The 15641-nt window shown below is 55.4% G+C and carries 16 protein-coding genes, 1 tRNA gene and 1 pseudogene; 5 read left to right on the top strand and 13 right to left on the bottom strand.

Annotation, left to right across the window (positions count from 1 at the left end; translation table 11 throughout):
* The 6 genes from Q0K17_RS07015 to Q0K17_RS06990 form a co-directional block, all read right to left on the bottom strand.
* A partial coding sequence (locus Q0K17_RS07015; RefSeq protein ID WP_294541333.1) for a glucosyltransferase domain-containing protein occupies positions 1-1475 on the bottom strand: 1475 nt, incomplete at its 3' end.
* Between the two features lie 103 nt (positions 1476-1578).
* Positions 1579-2397 carry an N-acetyltransferase gene (locus tag Q0K17_RS07010; RefSeq protein WP_294541328.1) on the bottom strand — a complete coding sequence of 273 codons (819 nt, stop codon included), beginning with the start codon at positions 2395-2397 and terminating at the stop codon, positions 1579-1581.
* A gap of 29 nt (positions 2398-2426) precedes the next feature.
* Positions 2427-3527, bottom strand: coding sequence for a DegT/DnrJ/EryC1/StrS family aminotransferase (locus tag Q0K17_RS07005; RefSeq protein WP_294541322.1), 1101 nt, complete (start codon positions 3525-3527; stop codon positions 2427-2429).
* Between the two features lie 28 nt (positions 3528-3555).
* Entirely contained in the window at positions 3556-4812 is a 1257-nt protein-coding gene (locus Q0K17_RS07000) for a glycosyltransferase (RefSeq protein ID WP_294541320.1), read from the bottom strand.
* Between the two features lie 4 nt (positions 4813-4816).
* Entirely contained in the window at positions 4817-5233 is a 417-nt protein-coding gene (locus tag Q0K17_RS06995) for an FdtA/QdtA family cupin domain-containing protein (RefSeq protein ID WP_294541318.1), read from the bottom strand.
* On the bottom strand, positions 5234-6166 hold the full coding sequence (locus Q0K17_RS06990; RefSeq protein WP_294541316.1) for a glycosyltransferase: 933 nt from the start codon (positions 6164-6166) through the stop codon (positions 5234-5236).
* Between the two features lie 326 nt (positions 6167-6492).
* Here Q0K17_RS06990 and Q0K17_RS06985 point away from each other — a divergent pair, with 326 nt between their 5' ends.
* The 5 genes from Q0K17_RS06985 (at position 6493) to Q0K17_RS06965 (ending at position 9306) form a co-directional block, all read left to right on the top strand.
* On the top strand, positions 6493-6864 hold the full coding sequence (locus tag Q0K17_RS06985) for a GntR family transcriptional regulator (protein ID WP_294541314.1): 372 nt from the start codon (positions 6493-6495) through the stop codon (positions 6862-6864).
* A gap of 3 nt (positions 6865-6867) precedes the next feature.
* On the top strand, positions 6868-7728 hold the full coding sequence (locus Q0K17_RS06980) for an ABC transporter ATP-binding protein (RefSeq protein WP_294541312.1): 861 nt from the start codon (positions 6868-6870) through the stop codon (positions 7726-7728).
* Positions 7725-8465 carry an ABC-2 transporter permease gene (locus Q0K17_RS06975; protein ID WP_294541310.1) on the top strand — a complete coding sequence of 247 codons (741 nt, stop codon included), beginning with the start codon at positions 7725-7727 and terminating at the stop codon, positions 8463-8465. The genes Q0K17_RS06980 and Q0K17_RS06975 overlap by 4 nt, the downstream gene beginning before the upstream one ends.
* Before the next feature lie 54 nt (positions 8466-8519).
* The gene (locus Q0K17_RS06970) at positions 8520-9173 is read left to right on the top strand and encodes an ABC-2 transporter permease (RefSeq protein ID WP_294541308.1); all 654 of its coding nucleotides are present in this window, start codon (positions 8520-8522) and stop codon (positions 9171-9173) included.
* Positions 9174-9231: 58 nt separating this feature from the next.
* A tRNA-Gly gene (locus Q0K17_RS06965) sits at positions 9232-9306 on the top strand.
* A gap of 123 nt (positions 9307-9429) precedes the next feature.
* Here Q0K17_RS06965 and Q0K17_RS06960 read toward each other — a convergent pair.
* The 7 genes and pseudogenes from Q0K17_RS06960 to Q0K17_RS06930 form a co-directional block, all read right to left on the bottom strand.
* On the bottom strand, positions 9430-10020 hold the full coding sequence (locus Q0K17_RS06960) for an HD domain-containing protein (RefSeq protein ID WP_294541306.1): 591 nt from the start codon (positions 10018-10020) through the stop codon (positions 9430-9432).
* Positions 10020-10241, bottom strand: a complete 222-nt coding sequence (locus Q0K17_RS06955) for a PC4/YdbC family ssDNA-binding protein (protein WP_294541305.1) — start codon at positions 10239-10241, stop codon at positions 10020-10022. The genes Q0K17_RS06960 and Q0K17_RS06955 overlap by 1 nt, the downstream gene beginning before the upstream one ends.
* 76 nt (positions 10242-10317) lie before the next feature.
* Complete coding sequence (locus Q0K17_RS06950) at positions 10318-11253, bottom strand: class B sortase (RefSeq protein ID WP_294541303.1); 936 nt, start codon at positions 11251-11253, stop codon at positions 10318-10320.
* Between the two features lie 129 nt (positions 11254-11382).
* Positions 11383-11721, bottom strand: a complete 339-nt coding sequence (locus Q0K17_RS06945) for a hypothetical protein (protein WP_294541301.1) — start codon at positions 11719-11721, stop codon at positions 11383-11385.
* 206 nt (positions 11722-11927) lie between these two features.
* Complete coding sequence (locus tag Q0K17_RS06940) at positions 11928-13877, bottom strand: hypothetical protein (protein ID WP_294541299.1); 1950 nt, start codon at positions 13875-13877, stop codon at positions 11928-11930.
* A gap of 64 nt (positions 13878-13941) precedes the next feature.
* Entirely contained in the window at positions 13942-14976 is a 1035-nt protein-coding gene (locus Q0K17_RS06935) for a DivIVA domain-containing protein (RefSeq protein WP_294541297.1), read from the bottom strand.
* A 101-nt stretch (positions 14977-15077) separates the two neighbouring features.
* A pseudogene (locus tag Q0K17_RS06930) lies at positions 15078-15641 on the bottom strand (cell division protein FtsZ); the annotation flags it as partial.

Here is a 15641-nt window from a genome sequence, read left to right as displayed (position 1 = left end):
TTGTCCGGGAAAGCAGGCATCGCCTGTACCTCCGGACGGTCAACCCAGTCGCTTTCTGATTGTAAATTAGCCGGATAGCCGAGAATGCTAATCAGGTATTCGTTAAGTGTTGAATTGTAAGTAGCCGAATAATGGTAAAGCATACCCGCATAGGGGTAATAATCGCCAAATGCTTGTCGATCCTTGCTGATCGGTGTCTCGTCCAATGTCCCAACAAAAACAACAGGAGTCTCTTGCGGAATGTATCCTTCCACCTGTTCAACCCGATCAAGGATTCGCGTCATTGTAGACAAAGTGGCAGTATATTCCATGTCTTTTTTCAAATAGGCCCCGTTCGAGAAAATTATATTGCAAAAACTGATCAAGGCGAAAGAGGTCGCAATTGTGCCTTGGAGAATACGCTTTGTGCGTAGGTCCCCCCCCTCGAGGGTCTTCTGAACGGATTCAAACAGGACAACAACGATCAAGTAAGAGAAAACATAGGAAAAGCGCATTAAATCATGTGCCATACCTTTTGAAATAAAGTATACCGCATTGATTCCCAGGGGAAAGAAAAGCAAGACAAGGGTGAGCAATCCCTGGTTCGGGACAGTCAACTGCTTTTTGCCGATACTATATATCAGCAAAGCAATGACTACCAAAGCAAGAAGGATGTGCGCGGCAAATACCCAACTTCTGTGTGCAGTGTCTGGCCTACTGAAAAAATGGAACGGATAAAGAAATGTATCCAAGAGCAGTTTTGGAATAGAAATTCCGCTGTAGTCGCCTACGCTGGCAATCCCATTATACCCATCACTGGAAGAAATTCCTGTGACTGTCTGCACAATTTTGTTACTGACAGCATATGTCACCAAACCACACAAAACAACTGCCATATCCCGGACGGCAGACTTGATGACTGTACTGGATTTTGTGCCGCCTAAAATATCCCGCATCAAAAGCAACAATGCAAGGGCAATTGCACTGCACATGTAAGCCTGGTACAATGCCGTTCCCAGCATAATTCCGATCCATCCGACCAGAAAGCCATATTTGTATCGGTGCGTTGCCCATATTCCCATCACATTCAGGAGAAGGGCCAGCATGTAAATGTCCGACCAATTAATAAATGAGGCGTTGGAAAAAGTTAAGGCAGGCTGTGTAACAAAAAGAGCACAGACCACCATTACAAGCGGCATGTGTGCCACAGACAAAAGATCCTGCACAATGCATAGGGCACAACCAAGAAACAAAAGAGAGAGGACACCAATCACCATGGGGGAAGTCAATTGCCCCCGGAAATGTATATAGGGTACCTGCATAAACCGCCCCAAAGAAATTTGCCAAGCAAAGTCTCCTTGAGAAATATCCAGAGAATCGTGTGAGTACAAACTATTAAAATAGCGGTACCCATGTGCCCAGAATCCCACCAGAAATGTGGTCAGAAAAATCAGTATATAACTTGATTTTTTCTTGTCGATTGAAAGCGTAATCATGATGGTGTCTGCAAAATCCTTTCCTTTACACTGATTTTTCCGGTCACTATCACTGTAGTTTTTAATTTATTTGTCTGGAGCGTATACCAATCTCGGTATACTTTCATTTCTGCTCAGCAATATAGTGGTCATAATCGCTGTCCTTCCAGGGCATACCGCGTTTGAAAGAATAACGCCAGGGATAGACCTGTTCACCTTTATCATTCCTGATCTTGGTGACATTTCCCACAGGACGGCCCGGATTGCCTACCATAATGGTCATGTCCGGAACATCCTTTGTGAGCGTGGTACCAGCACCGATCAGCGCATCCTGACCGATATGCAGTCCAGGCAGCACCACCGTACCGGTGCACACCACAGCAAATTTCTCCACCGTAACACCATCCAGAGTTTCGCTGGGGGGCGTCGGGTCATTGGTCAGAACCACATAAGGATAAATCCAGACAAAGTCCTTCAAAGTTGCCTTCATACCAATATGAACGTTGCTGTGCATATGCACATAATTTCCGATCTGGCAGTCTCCCTGCACATCAGAGAGCGTCCCCAAAATCACATGCTCTCCCATATGGGTCTTTTCCCGAATCGTAACCCGATGACCGGCCTGGAAATAAGGACCGATTTCGGTGTCGCCATAAATAATAGCACCGCTACGGATCAATGCGTGCTCCCCGATCGTCAACGGATGTTTTTTGTTGACATTCCCATCGAAGAAGTCCTGGAGGAACTCGCCCAGAATGGAGTTCGCTCCGACAAAGCTATTTGCCCCCAGCGTAACGTTTTCTTTGATAATCGTGTTGTAATCAATATAACAATTATCCCCGACAACAACATGATCTTCAATAATAACGCCATCACGAAGCGTAACATTTTCCCCAATCCGTGCGGTTGCGGCAATTGTAACGTTTTTCCCGATATTGGACATACTGTGCCTCCTGTAGTTTGGATTATCGATTAACCCATGAAATTGTTCAGATTTTCGATGACCCAATCGACTTGCTCTTCGGTCATACCATAGAACATGGGCAGGCTGAGTTCGGTGGCGCTAATCTCCTCGGCGATGGGCAGTGCACCTTTGGGAATATTCAATTCCGCATAAGCCCCCTGCAGATGCATGGGAATGGGGTAATGCTTATTGTAACCGATATCCGCCTTTTTCAGATGCTCTTCCAGGGCATCACGCTGCTTGCAGCGGATGGCAAAAATATGCCACACATGCTCGCAGCCCTCTTCCACCTTGGGCAAGACGATCAGCGGGTTGCGGATTTCCGCCAGATAGCGCGCTGCAATCCGGCGGCGTTCCTGGTTCATGCGATCCAGGTGGGGCAGCTTTGCGGCCAGGAAGGCTGCCTGCATCTCATCCAGACGGGAATTCTGGCCCTTATAGATGTGATGATACTTATAATCGCTGCCGTAATTGCCCAGGGCACGGACCTTGGCGGCCAGATCAGGATCATTGGTGGTCACGCCGCCGGCATCGCCCAGCGCCCCCAGGTTCTTGCCGGGATAAAAGCTGAATCCGGCAGCATCCCCCAGAGATCCGACACGCTTGCCCTTGTACAGAGCGCCATGCGCCTGGGCCGCATCCTCAATCACTTTCAGGCCATGCTTGTGGGCGATTTCCAGGATGGGGTCCATATCCGCCGGATGGCCGTACAGATGCACCGCCATGATGGCCTTGGTCTTATCGGTCACCTTTTCCTCGATCCGGCTGGGATCAATGTTGTAATAATCCAGAGTGGGCTCCACAAAGACCGGCGTGGCTCCCACATAGGAAACCGCCAGCGCCGTGGCGATGAAGGTATTGGAAGGAACAATGACCTCGTCCCCTTCCCCAATATCGTACGCACGCAGGATCAGCATGAGGGAATCCAGGCCGTTTCCGCAGCCGACACAGTACTTGGTGCCGCAGTATTCCGCAAATGCTTTTTCAAAGGCCTCGTCCTCATGGCCTTCGATATACCAGCTGTTCTCGTAAACCCGCGTGAAAGCCCCTCTCAGATCGCTGTCCAGCTCTTTTTCCAGGGGGCGGAAGGATACAAACGGAACATTCATGTTATTATCTCCTTTTATACTGCAAAAATTACACTTCGTGTTTGGCCAGGTGCTTATCCGCCAGTTTGACAGCCACTTTCAGTAAGAAATTTGCCGTGCGCCCCGCATAATATAAAAATTCAAAGATAAAGACCTGAAGAAGCCAGAGGGAAATCAGTATTGCACCTGCCACAAATACAATATCTCCGCACATTTTGACCAGTGATGAGCCAAGTCCAATAAAGGACATACCGGAAATGACCAAATAGACCAAAAAGCAGAGTCCCCAAGCCGCCAGCAAGGTAAATTGCGGCGTTCCAGGTGTTGCCATATTACGGCAGGCATTTCTCATCTTTTCGCAGATTTTGGACAACTTCGGTTCCAAACGATACTTTCGTTTATGCCACTTGGTTTTAGGGAACGTGATTTCGTAAGATCTTCTGATACATTCCCATTTTTCCAGCATCTTTTTCCGGTCCTCCGGCAAAAGACGATCCTGATAGGGCAGGATTTCCCTCTCGTAAATAAGGACTTCATCGTAGCGGTACCGACGGTATGTTTCCGTGATTTTTTTCGGTTGGCTGTGGCTGACGCCGCCGTCACGGTGTCGGGCTCCGATCATATCGTCGATCCAGTGCACCCGGATTCCGGCGCGGGAAAAGCGAAGGAAGAAAGAAGCATCTTCAATGATATAGTAAGTTGTATCGTAAGGTCCCACCCTGTCATACAGCGACAGCCGGTAGCAGGTGCTGGTGGTGGGAATGGTGAAGGTGTGGCTCATTCGGGAAAACAGCTCCGCTGGTGTTCCGTCCCGGATAACCTTTACCCCGCTTTCGTCCGGCGCATAATCCATGACATAGCCCAATTCCGAACCACACATGGCCGTCCGGCTGGATACCACCATGGCATCCTCTCCCAGCCGCTCAAATTCATCTGCATACCGCTGGAGAACCGTCTCGTCGTACAGGGCATCGTCTGCCGCCATGTACATAATATAGGCGCCGGTGGCCCGCTGCCGTACCGATTCAATATTTTTGACGGTTCCCAGATTGGTCTCGTTGTTGTGGATATCCACACGAACCAGGTTCTCCCGTTTGTGTGCATCAATATAGGCACGCAGCTCCTCCTGGTTGAAATCGGAGGAGCCGTCATTGGCAATCAGCAGTTCAATAGCCGGATAGGTCTGCTGCAGGACCGAGTCCACCGCCTCAAAAATGTACCGATAGTTATTGTAGGAAACGATGGCAAAGGAAAAAACCGGTTTTTGTATTCCTTCCGGCGCAGGGGACGGAACTTTCTGCTGCATCACTTCACTCCTCCCCTTCAGCCGCCGCCACGTAAGCCTTGAACGCATCATAGTCCCGGATATAATCGTCCGGGTCATAATACTCACTGGCCGCCACGCAGAGGACAGAATTTTCCTGGTTCCAGATCATATCCCGCCACATGTTGTGCTCGACGATCAGCCCCTTGTCGGGTTCATCCAGCAGAACCTCTGCGGTCTCCTCGCCATTGTCAAGCTTGATCGTAATGCTTCCGTAGGGACAGAAAAGAATCTGGCGCAGCTTTTTATGGGCATGCCCGCCCCGCTGGGTCCCTGCAGGAACACCGTGAATGTAATAAATGCGCTTGATAGCGAAATCCAGATCGTGCTTTGCCTCAAAAAAGGACAGGGTTCCCATTCCAGGCGTAGTCACACTCTTGATAGAGATGGTTCTGACCGTCATTTATTGTTCCTCCTCTTGCAGGTGATAAATTCTCTCCAGTTCTTCTATTCGGCCATTGACCGGAGGTTGGTATGCTTTCTGTTTCCGCTTGAACGGAAGCCACTGGGGTACAATGGTGTGTCCGATCAATCCACGCAGGATTTTGGACCTGCGTTCATCGTTGAAAAAATACAGGTTGGCCAAACAGACCATCCTGTCCCGGGGGAATTTTTCCCGGAGCAGGCGCAGCATGGCTTTCCAGTCTTTCAGCATCCGCGCCTGAGAGGATGAAACACCCGTGTTGTCCTCGTACCAGCAAACGATCCGGTCATAGCAATGAATGTGGATTTTTTCCACCGAAAACATCCGAAGCGAAAAGTCCTCCGCATAGCGTACCCGGCCTTTCATCTCCTCCAAAGCCTGCCGCAGCAGACTGGTGCGGTAGAATGCACAGGCACCGCTGATGCCGTCATCATACAAAAGCATATTCCGCTTGATGGTTTTCGGCCGGTAATGCTCGGCAGCATAGCAGCTGCGGTCAAAAGGTGTCTGTCCGGGCAGCTGGCGCAGCTGCGGCTCCTGGGTGTAATAGGCGGCCTTGCCGAATGCGGCCCACACATCATCCCTGCGGCAGCACGCCTTGATCCATCGCACCGTACCGGCGTCATACAGATAATCCCCCGGAGAAATGGCATAGACCCAGGTTCCTCCGGCATGGGATACACCATTCCACAGATTCCAGACGGTCCCCCGATTTTCCGGCAGGGTGAGCAATTGCGCCTCCCGTCCATATTTGTTCAACAGCGCCCTGGTGGAATCGAACCGCTTGTTTCGGGAACCGTCATCCGCAATGATCAGCTCGAAGTCCTGATCATCCTGTGTCAGAATTGAAAGCAATGTACGTTCCAAAGCGGCACGGTCCGGTTCATACTGCACAACAACGATTGAAAGCATCCTTTTTCTCCCAAGACATATCTGCAACGACGACCGGATGCCGTCAACAGCGTTACAGGGAACTGTCTCCAACATTTCAAATCGGCATACGTATACAGTTTAATGTTTTCATTATAGCATACCCTCCCCTTGATTTCCACAATATTTCCTTTGAAGGTCATATTTTACATGAAATTTATAAAATTAATTATCGAACAAGAAAGCGCCTCATTTCAAGCACCTTGAAACAGAAACTTGCCGCCCGGTATTGACAACTGTATATATGCCGTATATACTGTGTATATAGGATATGAACAGTTCATCTTCCTGCCCGAAGGAGGCACTCCATGGAGCTTTACATTTCCAACGCCGGCGGCGAGCCGATCTACGCGCAGATCACGCGGCAGATCAAGGACAAGATCCTGGCCGGCGAACTGAAAGAAGGCGACGCACTGCCCAGCATCCGTCTGCTGGCCAAGGAGCTGCGCATCAGCGTCATCACCACCAAACGCGCTTACGAAGACCTGGAAGCCGAAGGCTTTATCCGCACCATGCCGGGACGCGGCAGCTTTGTGGCGCCGCAGAACCCGGAACTGCACCGGGAGGAAAGTCTGAAACAGGTGGAAGGACATTTGCAGAATGCCATCGAGGCCGCCCGCCGGGGAGGGATCTCTCTGGCGGAAGTGACCGAAACATTACAGCTTTTGTGGGAGGGCTGAGCCATGCCTTACAACGCAGCCGAACTGCACGGTGTGCAGAAAGTGTACAAAGATTTCAAGCTGGGTCCGTTGGATCTGACAGTGCCTGCAGGGACCATCGTGGGGCTGGTGGGAGAAAACGGTGCCGGCAAGACCACCACCCTGAAAATTCTCACCGGGGTCAATCCGCCGGACGGTGGTCGGGCCGAACTGCTGGGCGGTCTGCCCAAAGACCCGGAAGTCCGGGCCCGACTGGGCGTGGTGTTCGAGGAAGCCTACTTTTATGAAGGGATGAACGCTGCCCACATTGGCCGCAGCATGGCGGGCATTTTCGGTGCCCGGTGGGACGCCGGCGCCTTTTCCGGATATCTGAAGCGATTCGGTCTGGAACCGGACAAAAAGATCAAAGAGTACAGCCGCGGCATGCGGATGAAGCTGAGTCTGGCCACAGCCCTCGCCCACGCGCCGGAGATGCTGGTGCTGGACGAGCCCACCGCCGGACTGGACCCGGTGGTGCGTGGGGAGATCCTGGACCTGTTTCTGGAATTCATCCAGGATGAACACCACACCATCCTCATGAGCAGTCACATCACCAGCGACCTGGAACAGATTGCCGATTCCATCGCCTATCTGCACCACGGGCAGCTGCTTTTCCACGAGGACAAAGATGCGCTGATGCAGGAATACGGTCTGCTGCGCTGCAGCGAAGCAGACCTGCACCGTCTGCCCGACGGCATGGCTGTCTTTACCCGGAGGAGCACTTTCGGGTGTGAGACTCTGGTCAAAGGCCGGGAAGCGGTTCTGCGCCTGCTGCCGGGAACCGTGTGCGACCCCGCCGGCATCGATGATATCATGCGTTTTTACAGCGGGAGGGATGGGCAGTGAGAGGGCTTTTGTACAAGGACTGGAGTGTTCTTGCCGGTCAGTACAGGAAAAATATCCTGCTGCTTCTGGTGGTGTATCTGGGTATGGCTTACCTCTTCGATATGCCCTTCATGCTGTATGCCCTGGTGTTCATGCTGGGGATCTACACGCAAAGCGCCGTCAGTTTTGATGAAAAAAGCCACTGGGATATGTACGCCCACACCCTGCCGGTAAGTCCGGCGGCCATCATCGGCAGCAAGTACCTGCTGGGCCTGTTGGCCATTGCCGGTGGTTTTTTGATCGGACTTGCTGCCTTTCTGTTCTTTCCCGACATTGCCCGCGGCACCATGGGCATGGAAGAAGCATTGGTGGGAATGCTGGCGGCCACTGCCCTGGCCCTGCTGTATTTCTCGCTGAGTCTGCCCCTCTCCTATCAATTGGGCAGTGAACGGGCCCGGACTGCCGTGATGGTGTTGATCCTGCTGCTGGCGGTGCTGGCCACGGCGTCCACCGTGCTGCTTTCTTCGGAGCAGCTGCAGGACATCCAGCGCTTTTTCGGCTTCCGGGGCCCTGCCGAGATCTGGGATTCCGCTCAGGAGCAAACGCTGGTAATGGATGTGGAGTACGGATCCGTATATCAATGGGCCCGGAACCTGCATTTTTGGTGGCTCATCGTCGGCGGAACCGCGGGCAGTGCCCTGCTGTACGCCGGCAGCTGGTTGGTCAGCATTGCCATCTACAAGCACAAACAATTTTGATGGAACAACTGCCGGTCCGTTCAGGGCTGCGCTGGTTTCCGGGAGGAATTCGCCATGTTGGGTTTGTTATACAAAGACCAGGCAACCATCTGGTCCAGCTACCGCAAAAATTTTCTTCTGGTCGTCCTGCTGTATACGGTCATGGCATTTACCATGGATATGAAATTCATGCTGTTTGCCCTGCTTTTCATCGGCGGCCTCTACACCACCTCCGCCCTGGTCTTTGACGAGCAAAGTCACTGGGATACCTATGCACGCACCCTGCCGGTATCCGGCCGACAGATCGTCGGAGCCAAATATCTTCTGGCCTTGCTCTGGATGGCAGCCAGTTTTGTACTGGCATATGTTCTTCTCACCCTTTGTGATCTGTTCAAAGGGCAGGTGGCGGAGAATCTGCTGTACAACCTGACCGGATGCCTGGTCACGTTGGGATTGGTCATGGCCTATTACGCTCTGGGGTATGTCCTTTCTTATAAAATCGGTGCGGTCCGGGCACGGTCCGGCGTTATTCTGGCCATTGCCCTGATTATCGCCATCGCCCTTGTGGGCTCCAATACCCTGGAAAACACTTCTTTTTTCTCCTTTCCCCTGTTGGATGAAACCACCCTGCTGGTTTTGATTGCGGGAGGGTCTCTCGCCGTGGGGCTGGTGCTGTTTATCCTCAGCTGGGTGGTGAGCACCGCCATTTACACAAAAAAGGAATTCTGATATTTCCGTTTTCGACTTGACAAACCGACCCCTGTGCAGGTATAATAACAAATATCGTGCAGGTGTCGTACAACGGCTAGTACATCAGCCTTCCAAGCTGAGGACGAGGGTTCGACTCCCTTCACCTGCTCCAAAAGAGAAAGTCCATGGCGTATCCCGCCATGGACTTTTTCTTTTATTCAGGTATACGGACAAAACGCAAAGCCCGCTCCCCCATCCGGTATATGCCGGAAGGAGGGAGCGGGCTTGGATTGTTTCAGTGTCCGTTTTCCACCTGACTGGTTCCCTGTTCCATCAGGTAGGTGGCAATGAGGTCCGCCGTATGAAGTTTGACCGCCAGCGGATACCGGTTGTAAGCGTCGCTGATGGCATAGCTGCCGCCGCGCACCGCATCGTCAAAGCCGCCCATATGCCAGCGGATGGCCACCGCTTCGTCGGTCTTCAGACGCATGAAGTGTTCAATGAGATACACGCTCTTTTCACCGTGGCCATAGGGAAGCTGGTCCGCCACCTGATAGAACGGCACCTTTTCCCACTGTCCGGTGGCGTCGTTCTTCACGTTGCGGGTGCTGACCTTATAAAAGTTGGCTTTGCACACATCGTGCAGCAAAGCGCACACCGCAAAGGTCTCGGGGTTATCCCCCTCCCCAAAGAAATGCTGCATCATGGCATGATAGACATTGATGCTGTGCATGACCAGACCGCACTCACACGCACCATGAAATTTGGTGGACGCCGGCGCACGGAAAAAGTCGGTGCCGTCCAGCCACTTCAGAAGGCGGTCGGCGCCGGGGCGGGTGATATTCTGATTGTACAGCTCGATAAACTGCTGGCGATAGTCTTCCATCACAGATCCATTTCTTCCAGGATGCCCTTGAGGGTGACCAGTTCTTCCCGGGTCATGCTGATGCCCTTGCCCATCTTGCTGCCGTCCGGCGCCCAGTCGCGCAGGTCATACTTGGGCTCTTTGCCGTTCCAGCTGACCATGTTCAGCTGACGTTCCCAGCCACTGGTGTTGGTGGACAGCACAGCGATGCGCTCGGTGATTTCATACTTGAATTCTGCCATTTTTGGTTGGCTCCTTTTGCGAAGTTATTTTTGACGTTATCATCATAGCGGATTCCCGCTCAAAAAGCAAGGGGTCTCAGTCCACCCGCACCGCCAGAACCGCAAAACGCTCGTCGGTATAAAAGCTGGATGTCCCGCAGGTGGAAAGGGTCAGCAGCTGGTCCCCGTATTCCGGAATCACGCCGGTATCGTACAGGGACAGGGCCATAATGGCATCCACCCGGCGCTGCCAGTCGGCGCGGCTGTCCGCATCAAAGAAGGTATAGTAGGGCCATTCGTCGGCGCCCAGGGTGGTGCGGATGACCGCCGCCACCTGCCAGGTCCCGGGTGTGGTCAGGGTGTCAAAGGTGAAGGTGGGATGTTCGGCACAGAAGGCCGGGTCCGCATACCGGTCCAGCTCCCCCAGCATGGTATCATCACTCATGTTATGGCCGTAAATCAGCCAGTTGGCGGTGGGGTCCGGCCCCAGGCTGCAGCGCTCATCCAGAAAAAGGGTGCCGGAAACGGCATACAGCTTATCAAACCCGCGGCGCAGGTAATATTCATTATCTCCGGGGGTCCGCATGACGGGATAGTTGATATCGGTGCCGTCGATGCGCAGCCAGCCCACCATATCGCTGTTCTGTTCATACAGGTCCCGATACTGGGGCAGGATCTCCGCTTCCGGCAAGGGACTGGGTGTGGGCTGCGTTTCCGCCTTTTCGGCGGATTCGGCCGTTCCCTGTCCCGCCAGGGCATCCACCGTGGCAGGGCGCACGGCCACGGTGGGACGGGGAGCTGTTTCTGCGGTGGCTGTCTCCGCGGTGGCCACCGCCGGCGGCGGTGCGGGCTGTCCGCCCCGGAACACCGTCTGGCGCAGGACCAGAGCCGCCGCGCAGCACAGGGCCAGAATGCCGCCCCAACGCAGCAGGCGGGCATGGCGGCGCTGTTTCTGCCGCAGGACCTTGCGGGCACCGAAGGGATAATAAGCACTGTCGCCCTGCAGGCGGCGGTAACGTTGTTTGCGGGGCATACAGCAAAAGCCTCCTTGGGGCAATGTGTGAAAATGAAACAGGGCGCTCACCGCGTGCCTGCCGTCCGGTTCCTCAAGAAACCGGACCGGCAAACGCGCCGTGCGCGCCCCTGACGATCCAGGTTATGGTCAGATACGCCGCAGCATCAGCAAGCCGGCGGAACAAATCAGAATCAGCCCCAGCACCCCGGCAAAATATACCACCGGGAAATCTCCGGTCTCAGGCGTGTCCACCGCGGAAGGCTGGGTTTCGGCCGCGGAAGAATCCTGCGCCGGCTGGGAGTCGGTGACATTATCCGCATTGGCGTACGTCTCGGTCACCTTGACCGGCTCACTGCGGACGTTGCGGGACGAAGAAGCCGTAGGAGCAGCGGTCGCTTCGGGCTCAGCCGAAAGCAGATCTCCGCCGCACGCGGCACAAAATACCATCAGCGCGGCAATCAAAACCACGCAAAGAAAACGCTTCAACGGGAAGCTGACCTCCTTTTTTTAACGCAGGCGCAACAAAGCCAGACAGCCCACGAGATATGCAGGCTGCTGCGTTCAGAGCGATCAGACGGCAGAGCCGTCAAAACAAGTGGGATAACCCAATCAGCCAAAATATTCTGACTATAAATATACCATGCAGGCGTCTTTTCGTCAAGGGAATGGCAAAAATAAGTTACGAAACGGTATCAAGCCGAAGCATCGGCACCGCCAAGATCTGCCATATACGCATCGATGCGCTGGCTGAACAGTTCGGGCCAGCGGGCGTCATATTCCGCAAAGACCTGCTTGTAGTAATCGGCTTCGGCCGCATCGGGAGGGGTGAGCCGCTCATAGCAATAGAGCACGATGCCATTCTGCAGAGGAAATTCGGTCACATAGCGGTAATGACTGCTGCTGGGCGTAGAACTGCGCAGAGCAAGATTGACGGCGCCCACCAGACCGCCCTCCTCCAGCTTATCGGTCACCATCACATACTTGGAGGACCAGATGCCGGTGGGGAAACCATGGGTGGACGGCACGCTGTTTTCCCACAGGATCATGCTTTGCAGCTGGGGATGGGCCGGGTCGCTGTAGGCGAAGGTGGAACCGCTGTATCCGTCGGTGTCAATATTGATATAGACGGTCTCCTCTTCCGCACAGTTATTCAGCACAAAATCAGTGACCGCCTTCATGGCGTCCAGGTCCGTGCGCCGGGTCAGGTCCAGGCTTTCGCCGCTGAGCAGAACGGTGGAAACGCTGGCCCCCGGCAAACGCAGGGTGTTGCCTGCATTGACCGCCAGGAAAAACGCCAATGCAGCTGTACAGCTCCGCATGGCCCAGGCGGACCGGATGGCGCAGATACCGGCAGCAGCGCCGAACAAGCCCAGCAGATACAGCGGAGCCAGGATCAGGCTTTGGTGATCCCCCAGGGACTGGGTTCGGGTGAAGAGCATCATGGCCAGCAGCGAGGCTGCCGCTGTGACGGCCGCGGGTCCCCGGGCCCGCCTGTTTCCCAGCAGGGTCAGCAGCCCCAGCAGAGCCGCCAGCAGCCAGAGGATGCCCTGGGTTTTCAGCTGGCCCAGGCAGTTTGCCGCAAAGCCGCCGCCGTAATAGGCGCCGTAGATGTCGGCATAGTCGGTGGTGAGAATGGTCCGGAAGGTGGGCAGCAGCACCACAAGGATGATGACCGCAGAAGGCAGACCGAACCGCAGCAGGTTGACCAGCACCGGGCGGAATTTCTTCCGGCGGGCCGCTCCCCCAAGGACGGCCAGGGTATAGCAGAGGTAAAAGGCCACGATCCAGAACATATACCAGCGTCGGGTGAGGATCAGGGCAAAGGTAGCGGCAAAAAGCGCCACCAGCCGGGGCCATTCCAGGGTATCAAACCGATACTCCGCACACAGGAGCAGGATGATGGCCACGAATGTCAGGCCGAAGGCGTCCGGCATGCCGTGGGTGGCAGGCCAGAGGAACATGGGCCACAAGACCATGATCCCCATGCACAGCAGGTAAAACGTCCCCTGCCGGACCGCAGAGAGTCCGGGCCTCACCACCGCCAGAAGCCGCTTGGCCAGCATGAGCAGGGCCGTCCACATGGGCACAAAGCAGGTCAGCGCATAACTGAGCATGAACATGTTGATGGTGCGGGGCAGAAGCAGGTAGGGCAGGCTGATGAACAGGTTCATGAACATCTTGTAATCGGCGGTCAGAAGGTTTTCGGCCAGGTTGCTGACGCCGTAAAAACCGCTGGTGGCAAAGCTGTTGAACAGCAGGTTCTGCTTGGCATAATAGTTGATGGCGTCTTCCCCATAAACCGTGCGCCGGTAGAACACCAGACCCGCAATCACCGCAAGGCCCACCACGACCCCTGCCAGCAGGCACCGGCGGAACACTTTGTCATGCCGCCAGTCCTCCCCGGGGAAAGAGAGCTTCCATGCGGTTGCCAGCAGCAGCCAGAGGGTCCCGGTACACAAGACCCACAGAAGCAGGACCAGGAACAGTCCGCCATAAGCTGTGATGGCGCCGCCGGCAAGGATCCCGACGAGCAGGAGCACCCCGTACACGAGCCAGCGCACGGGGGCGCGCAGAGAGGCCAGCATGCGGCCGAAACGGTCCCCGGCACGGTGGATGGATTGCAGAATATGTGGCAGCGGCATGGTGATTTTCTCCCATAAAGAAAGGCCGCGGCCGTCAAGAGGCGGCCACGGCCTGTTGCATGTATTACTGTTTGGAATGCTTGTCCAGACGCTTCATGGCATCTTCCAGCTCCTCCGACACCGGACGCAGCGGGGCGGAACGACGCAGCCGCCGGACAGGTTCCGATGCGGCAGGCGAAGCGGCGGGATGCACGCGGCGCGGTGCCACCTTGGGGCGGGCGGGTGCCGCCGAGGCGGATGGCTGGGGCTGGGCAGCCGGCTTTTCCACCGGACGCAGTTTCCCGAAAGACCGCATATCTGCTCCCAGTTCCTCCAGATCCTTGCTGGTATCGTCCAGCGCCTGATAAATGGCACCGGTGGCATTTTCCAGATCCATGGAAGCGGAAGCCAGCTTTTCATCCACACGGGTCAAGCGATCCCGCAGCAGCTGCACACCGGCAGCCAGGGCGCGGGCGTTGTCCGCCATGCGGGCCTTCTGGTCATCCTCCTGCTGGCGCAGGCGGCGCTCGGCGCTTTCGGCGTTCAGGCGGGCGTCGGCCAGAATCTTTTTGGCTTCGATGCGGGCCTGCTCGGTCACGGTGACCGGTGCTGGCTCCTCCTTGGGAGCCGGTTTGGGGGCGTCCTGGGCCGAAGCGGCAGGAGCGGGCGCCGGTGTGGCTGCCATGGTGGGCATGCCCCCTTTGGGGATCATGGCCTCCATCTCTGCCACCTGCTTTTCCAGGTCCCGCTTCTGGAACTGCAGACTCATGATGGTCTGCTGTCCATCCTTATACTTGTTCTGGAAATTGCTGGCACGCTCTTCCGCCTCCCGGAGCTGGGTGACGGCGTCACTGCCGGCCTTTTCGGCTGTTTCGGCGCGCTGGGTGGCCTGGTTCAGTTCTGCCTGCAGCTTTTCCACGCAGCGGCGCGCATTTGCCTGTTCCTTTTTCAGTTTGTCAAGCTGGGTGTTCAGATCGTCGATGGTCTGCTGGTATTCCAATTCACGCTGCTGGGTCTCATTGGCCAGCGCATTCATGTAAGCCAGCACATCATTTTTATCAAAGCCCAGCATGCTCGTGCGGAACCCCTTTTCCTGAATGGACGGGTCCTTGGACGGCATAGCGCTCCTCCTCATGTATAAAAGGCACCATACCCGCCGCAATGCGGCGGGCTGCCCGGTATTTCAACATCCGCAAGACCGGGCTGTGCACGGTCGTATTATCAGGAACGCTTGTTCAGGATGCTGAGCAGATCGTTGAAGTAATCGCCGTCATCCTCTTCCTCCTGCTCGGCGGGCTTACTGCTGCCGGTGGGAGTGACCTCGGTGTTGAAGATCACCGGGCTGGGAATGACCGGGTCCACGGTCGGCGGCGGGGTGGGCATGGCAGGCTGCTGCGCGGCAGGCTCGGCCTGGGCGGCAGGAGCGGCGTTCTTGGCGGCCATCTGGGCATGCATGGCAGCCTGGATGGGCTCATCCACACCCGGCGTGTTCTCAAAGCCGGTGGCCACGACGGTGATGTTCATCTCATCAGCCAGACGCTCGTCGAAAGCGGTACCCCAGATGATGTTGGCATCCGGGTGGGCAGACTGGGTAATCATGGAAGCGGCGGTCTCCACATCGTCCAGACCGATATCCGGGCTGGAGGTGATGTTGATGATGACACCGCGGGCACCGGCAATGCTGGTTTCCAGCAGCGGGCTGGAGATGGCAGCCTTGGCGGCGTTTTCGGCCTTGCCGGCGCCCTTGGCGACGCCGACACCCATGTGGGCAAAGCCGGCGTCCTT

The sequence above is a fragment of the uncultured Gemmiger sp. genome (assembly GCA_944388105.1).
Taxonomy (GTDB): domain Bacteria; phylum Bacillota; class Clostridia; order Oscillospirales; family Ruminococcaceae; genus Gemmiger.
This window is presented reverse-complemented; position numbering and strand designations above follow the sequence as displayed.

Excerpts from the sequence above, each read along its gene's own strand:
- Q0K17_RS07010 (WP_294541328.1), bottom strand. The coding sequence starts at position 2,397 with ATGTCCAATATCGGGAAAAACGTTACAATTGCCGCAACCGCACGGATT.
- Q0K17_RS07005 (WP_294541322.1), bottom strand. The coding sequence starts at position 3,527 with ATGAATGTTCCGTTTGTATCCTTCCGCCCCCTGGAAAAAGAGCTGGAC.
- Q0K17_RS07000 (WP_294541320.1), bottom strand. The coding sequence starts at position 4,812 with ATGCAGCAGAAAGTTCCGTCCCCTGCGCCGGAAGGAATACAAAAACCG.
- Q0K17_RS06995 (WP_294541318.1), bottom strand. The coding sequence starts at position 5,233 with ATGACGGTCAGAACCATCTCTATCAAGAGTGTGACTACGCCTGGAATG.
- Q0K17_RS06990 (WP_294541316.1), bottom strand. The coding sequence starts at position 6,166 with ATGCTTTCAATCGTTGTTGTGCAGTATGAACCGGACCGTGCCGCTTTG.
- Q0K17_RS06985 (WP_294541314.1), top strand. The coding sequence starts at position 6,493 with ATGGAGCTTTACATTTCCAACGCCGGCGGCGAGCCGATCTACGCGCAG.
- Q0K17_RS06980 (WP_294541312.1), top strand. The coding sequence starts at position 6,868 with ATGCCTTACAACGCAGCCGAACTGCACGGTGTGCAGAAAGTGTACAAA.
- Q0K17_RS06970 (WP_294541308.1), top strand. The coding sequence starts at position 8,520 with ATGTTGGGTTTGTTATACAAAGACCAGGCAACCATCTGGTCCAGCTAC.
- Q0K17_RS06960 (WP_294541306.1), bottom strand. The coding sequence starts at position 10,020 with ATGGAAGACTATCGCCAGCAGTTTATCGAGCTGTACAATCAGAATATC.
- Q0K17_RS06955 (WP_294541305.1), bottom strand. The coding sequence starts at position 10,241 with ATGGCAGAATTCAAGTATGAAATCACCGAGCGCATCGCTGTGCTGTCC.
- Q0K17_RS06950 (WP_294541303.1), bottom strand. The coding sequence starts at position 11,253 with ATGCCCCGCAAACAACGTTACCGCCGCCTGCAGGGCGACAGTGCTTAT.
- Q0K17_RS06940 (WP_294541299.1), bottom strand. The coding sequence starts at position 13,877 with ATGCCGCTGCCACATATTCTGCAATCCATCCACCGTGCCGGGGACCGT.
- Q0K17_RS06935 (WP_294541297.1), bottom strand. The coding sequence starts at position 14,976 with ATGCCGTCCAAGGACCCGTCCATTCAGGAAAAGGGGTTCCGCACGAGC.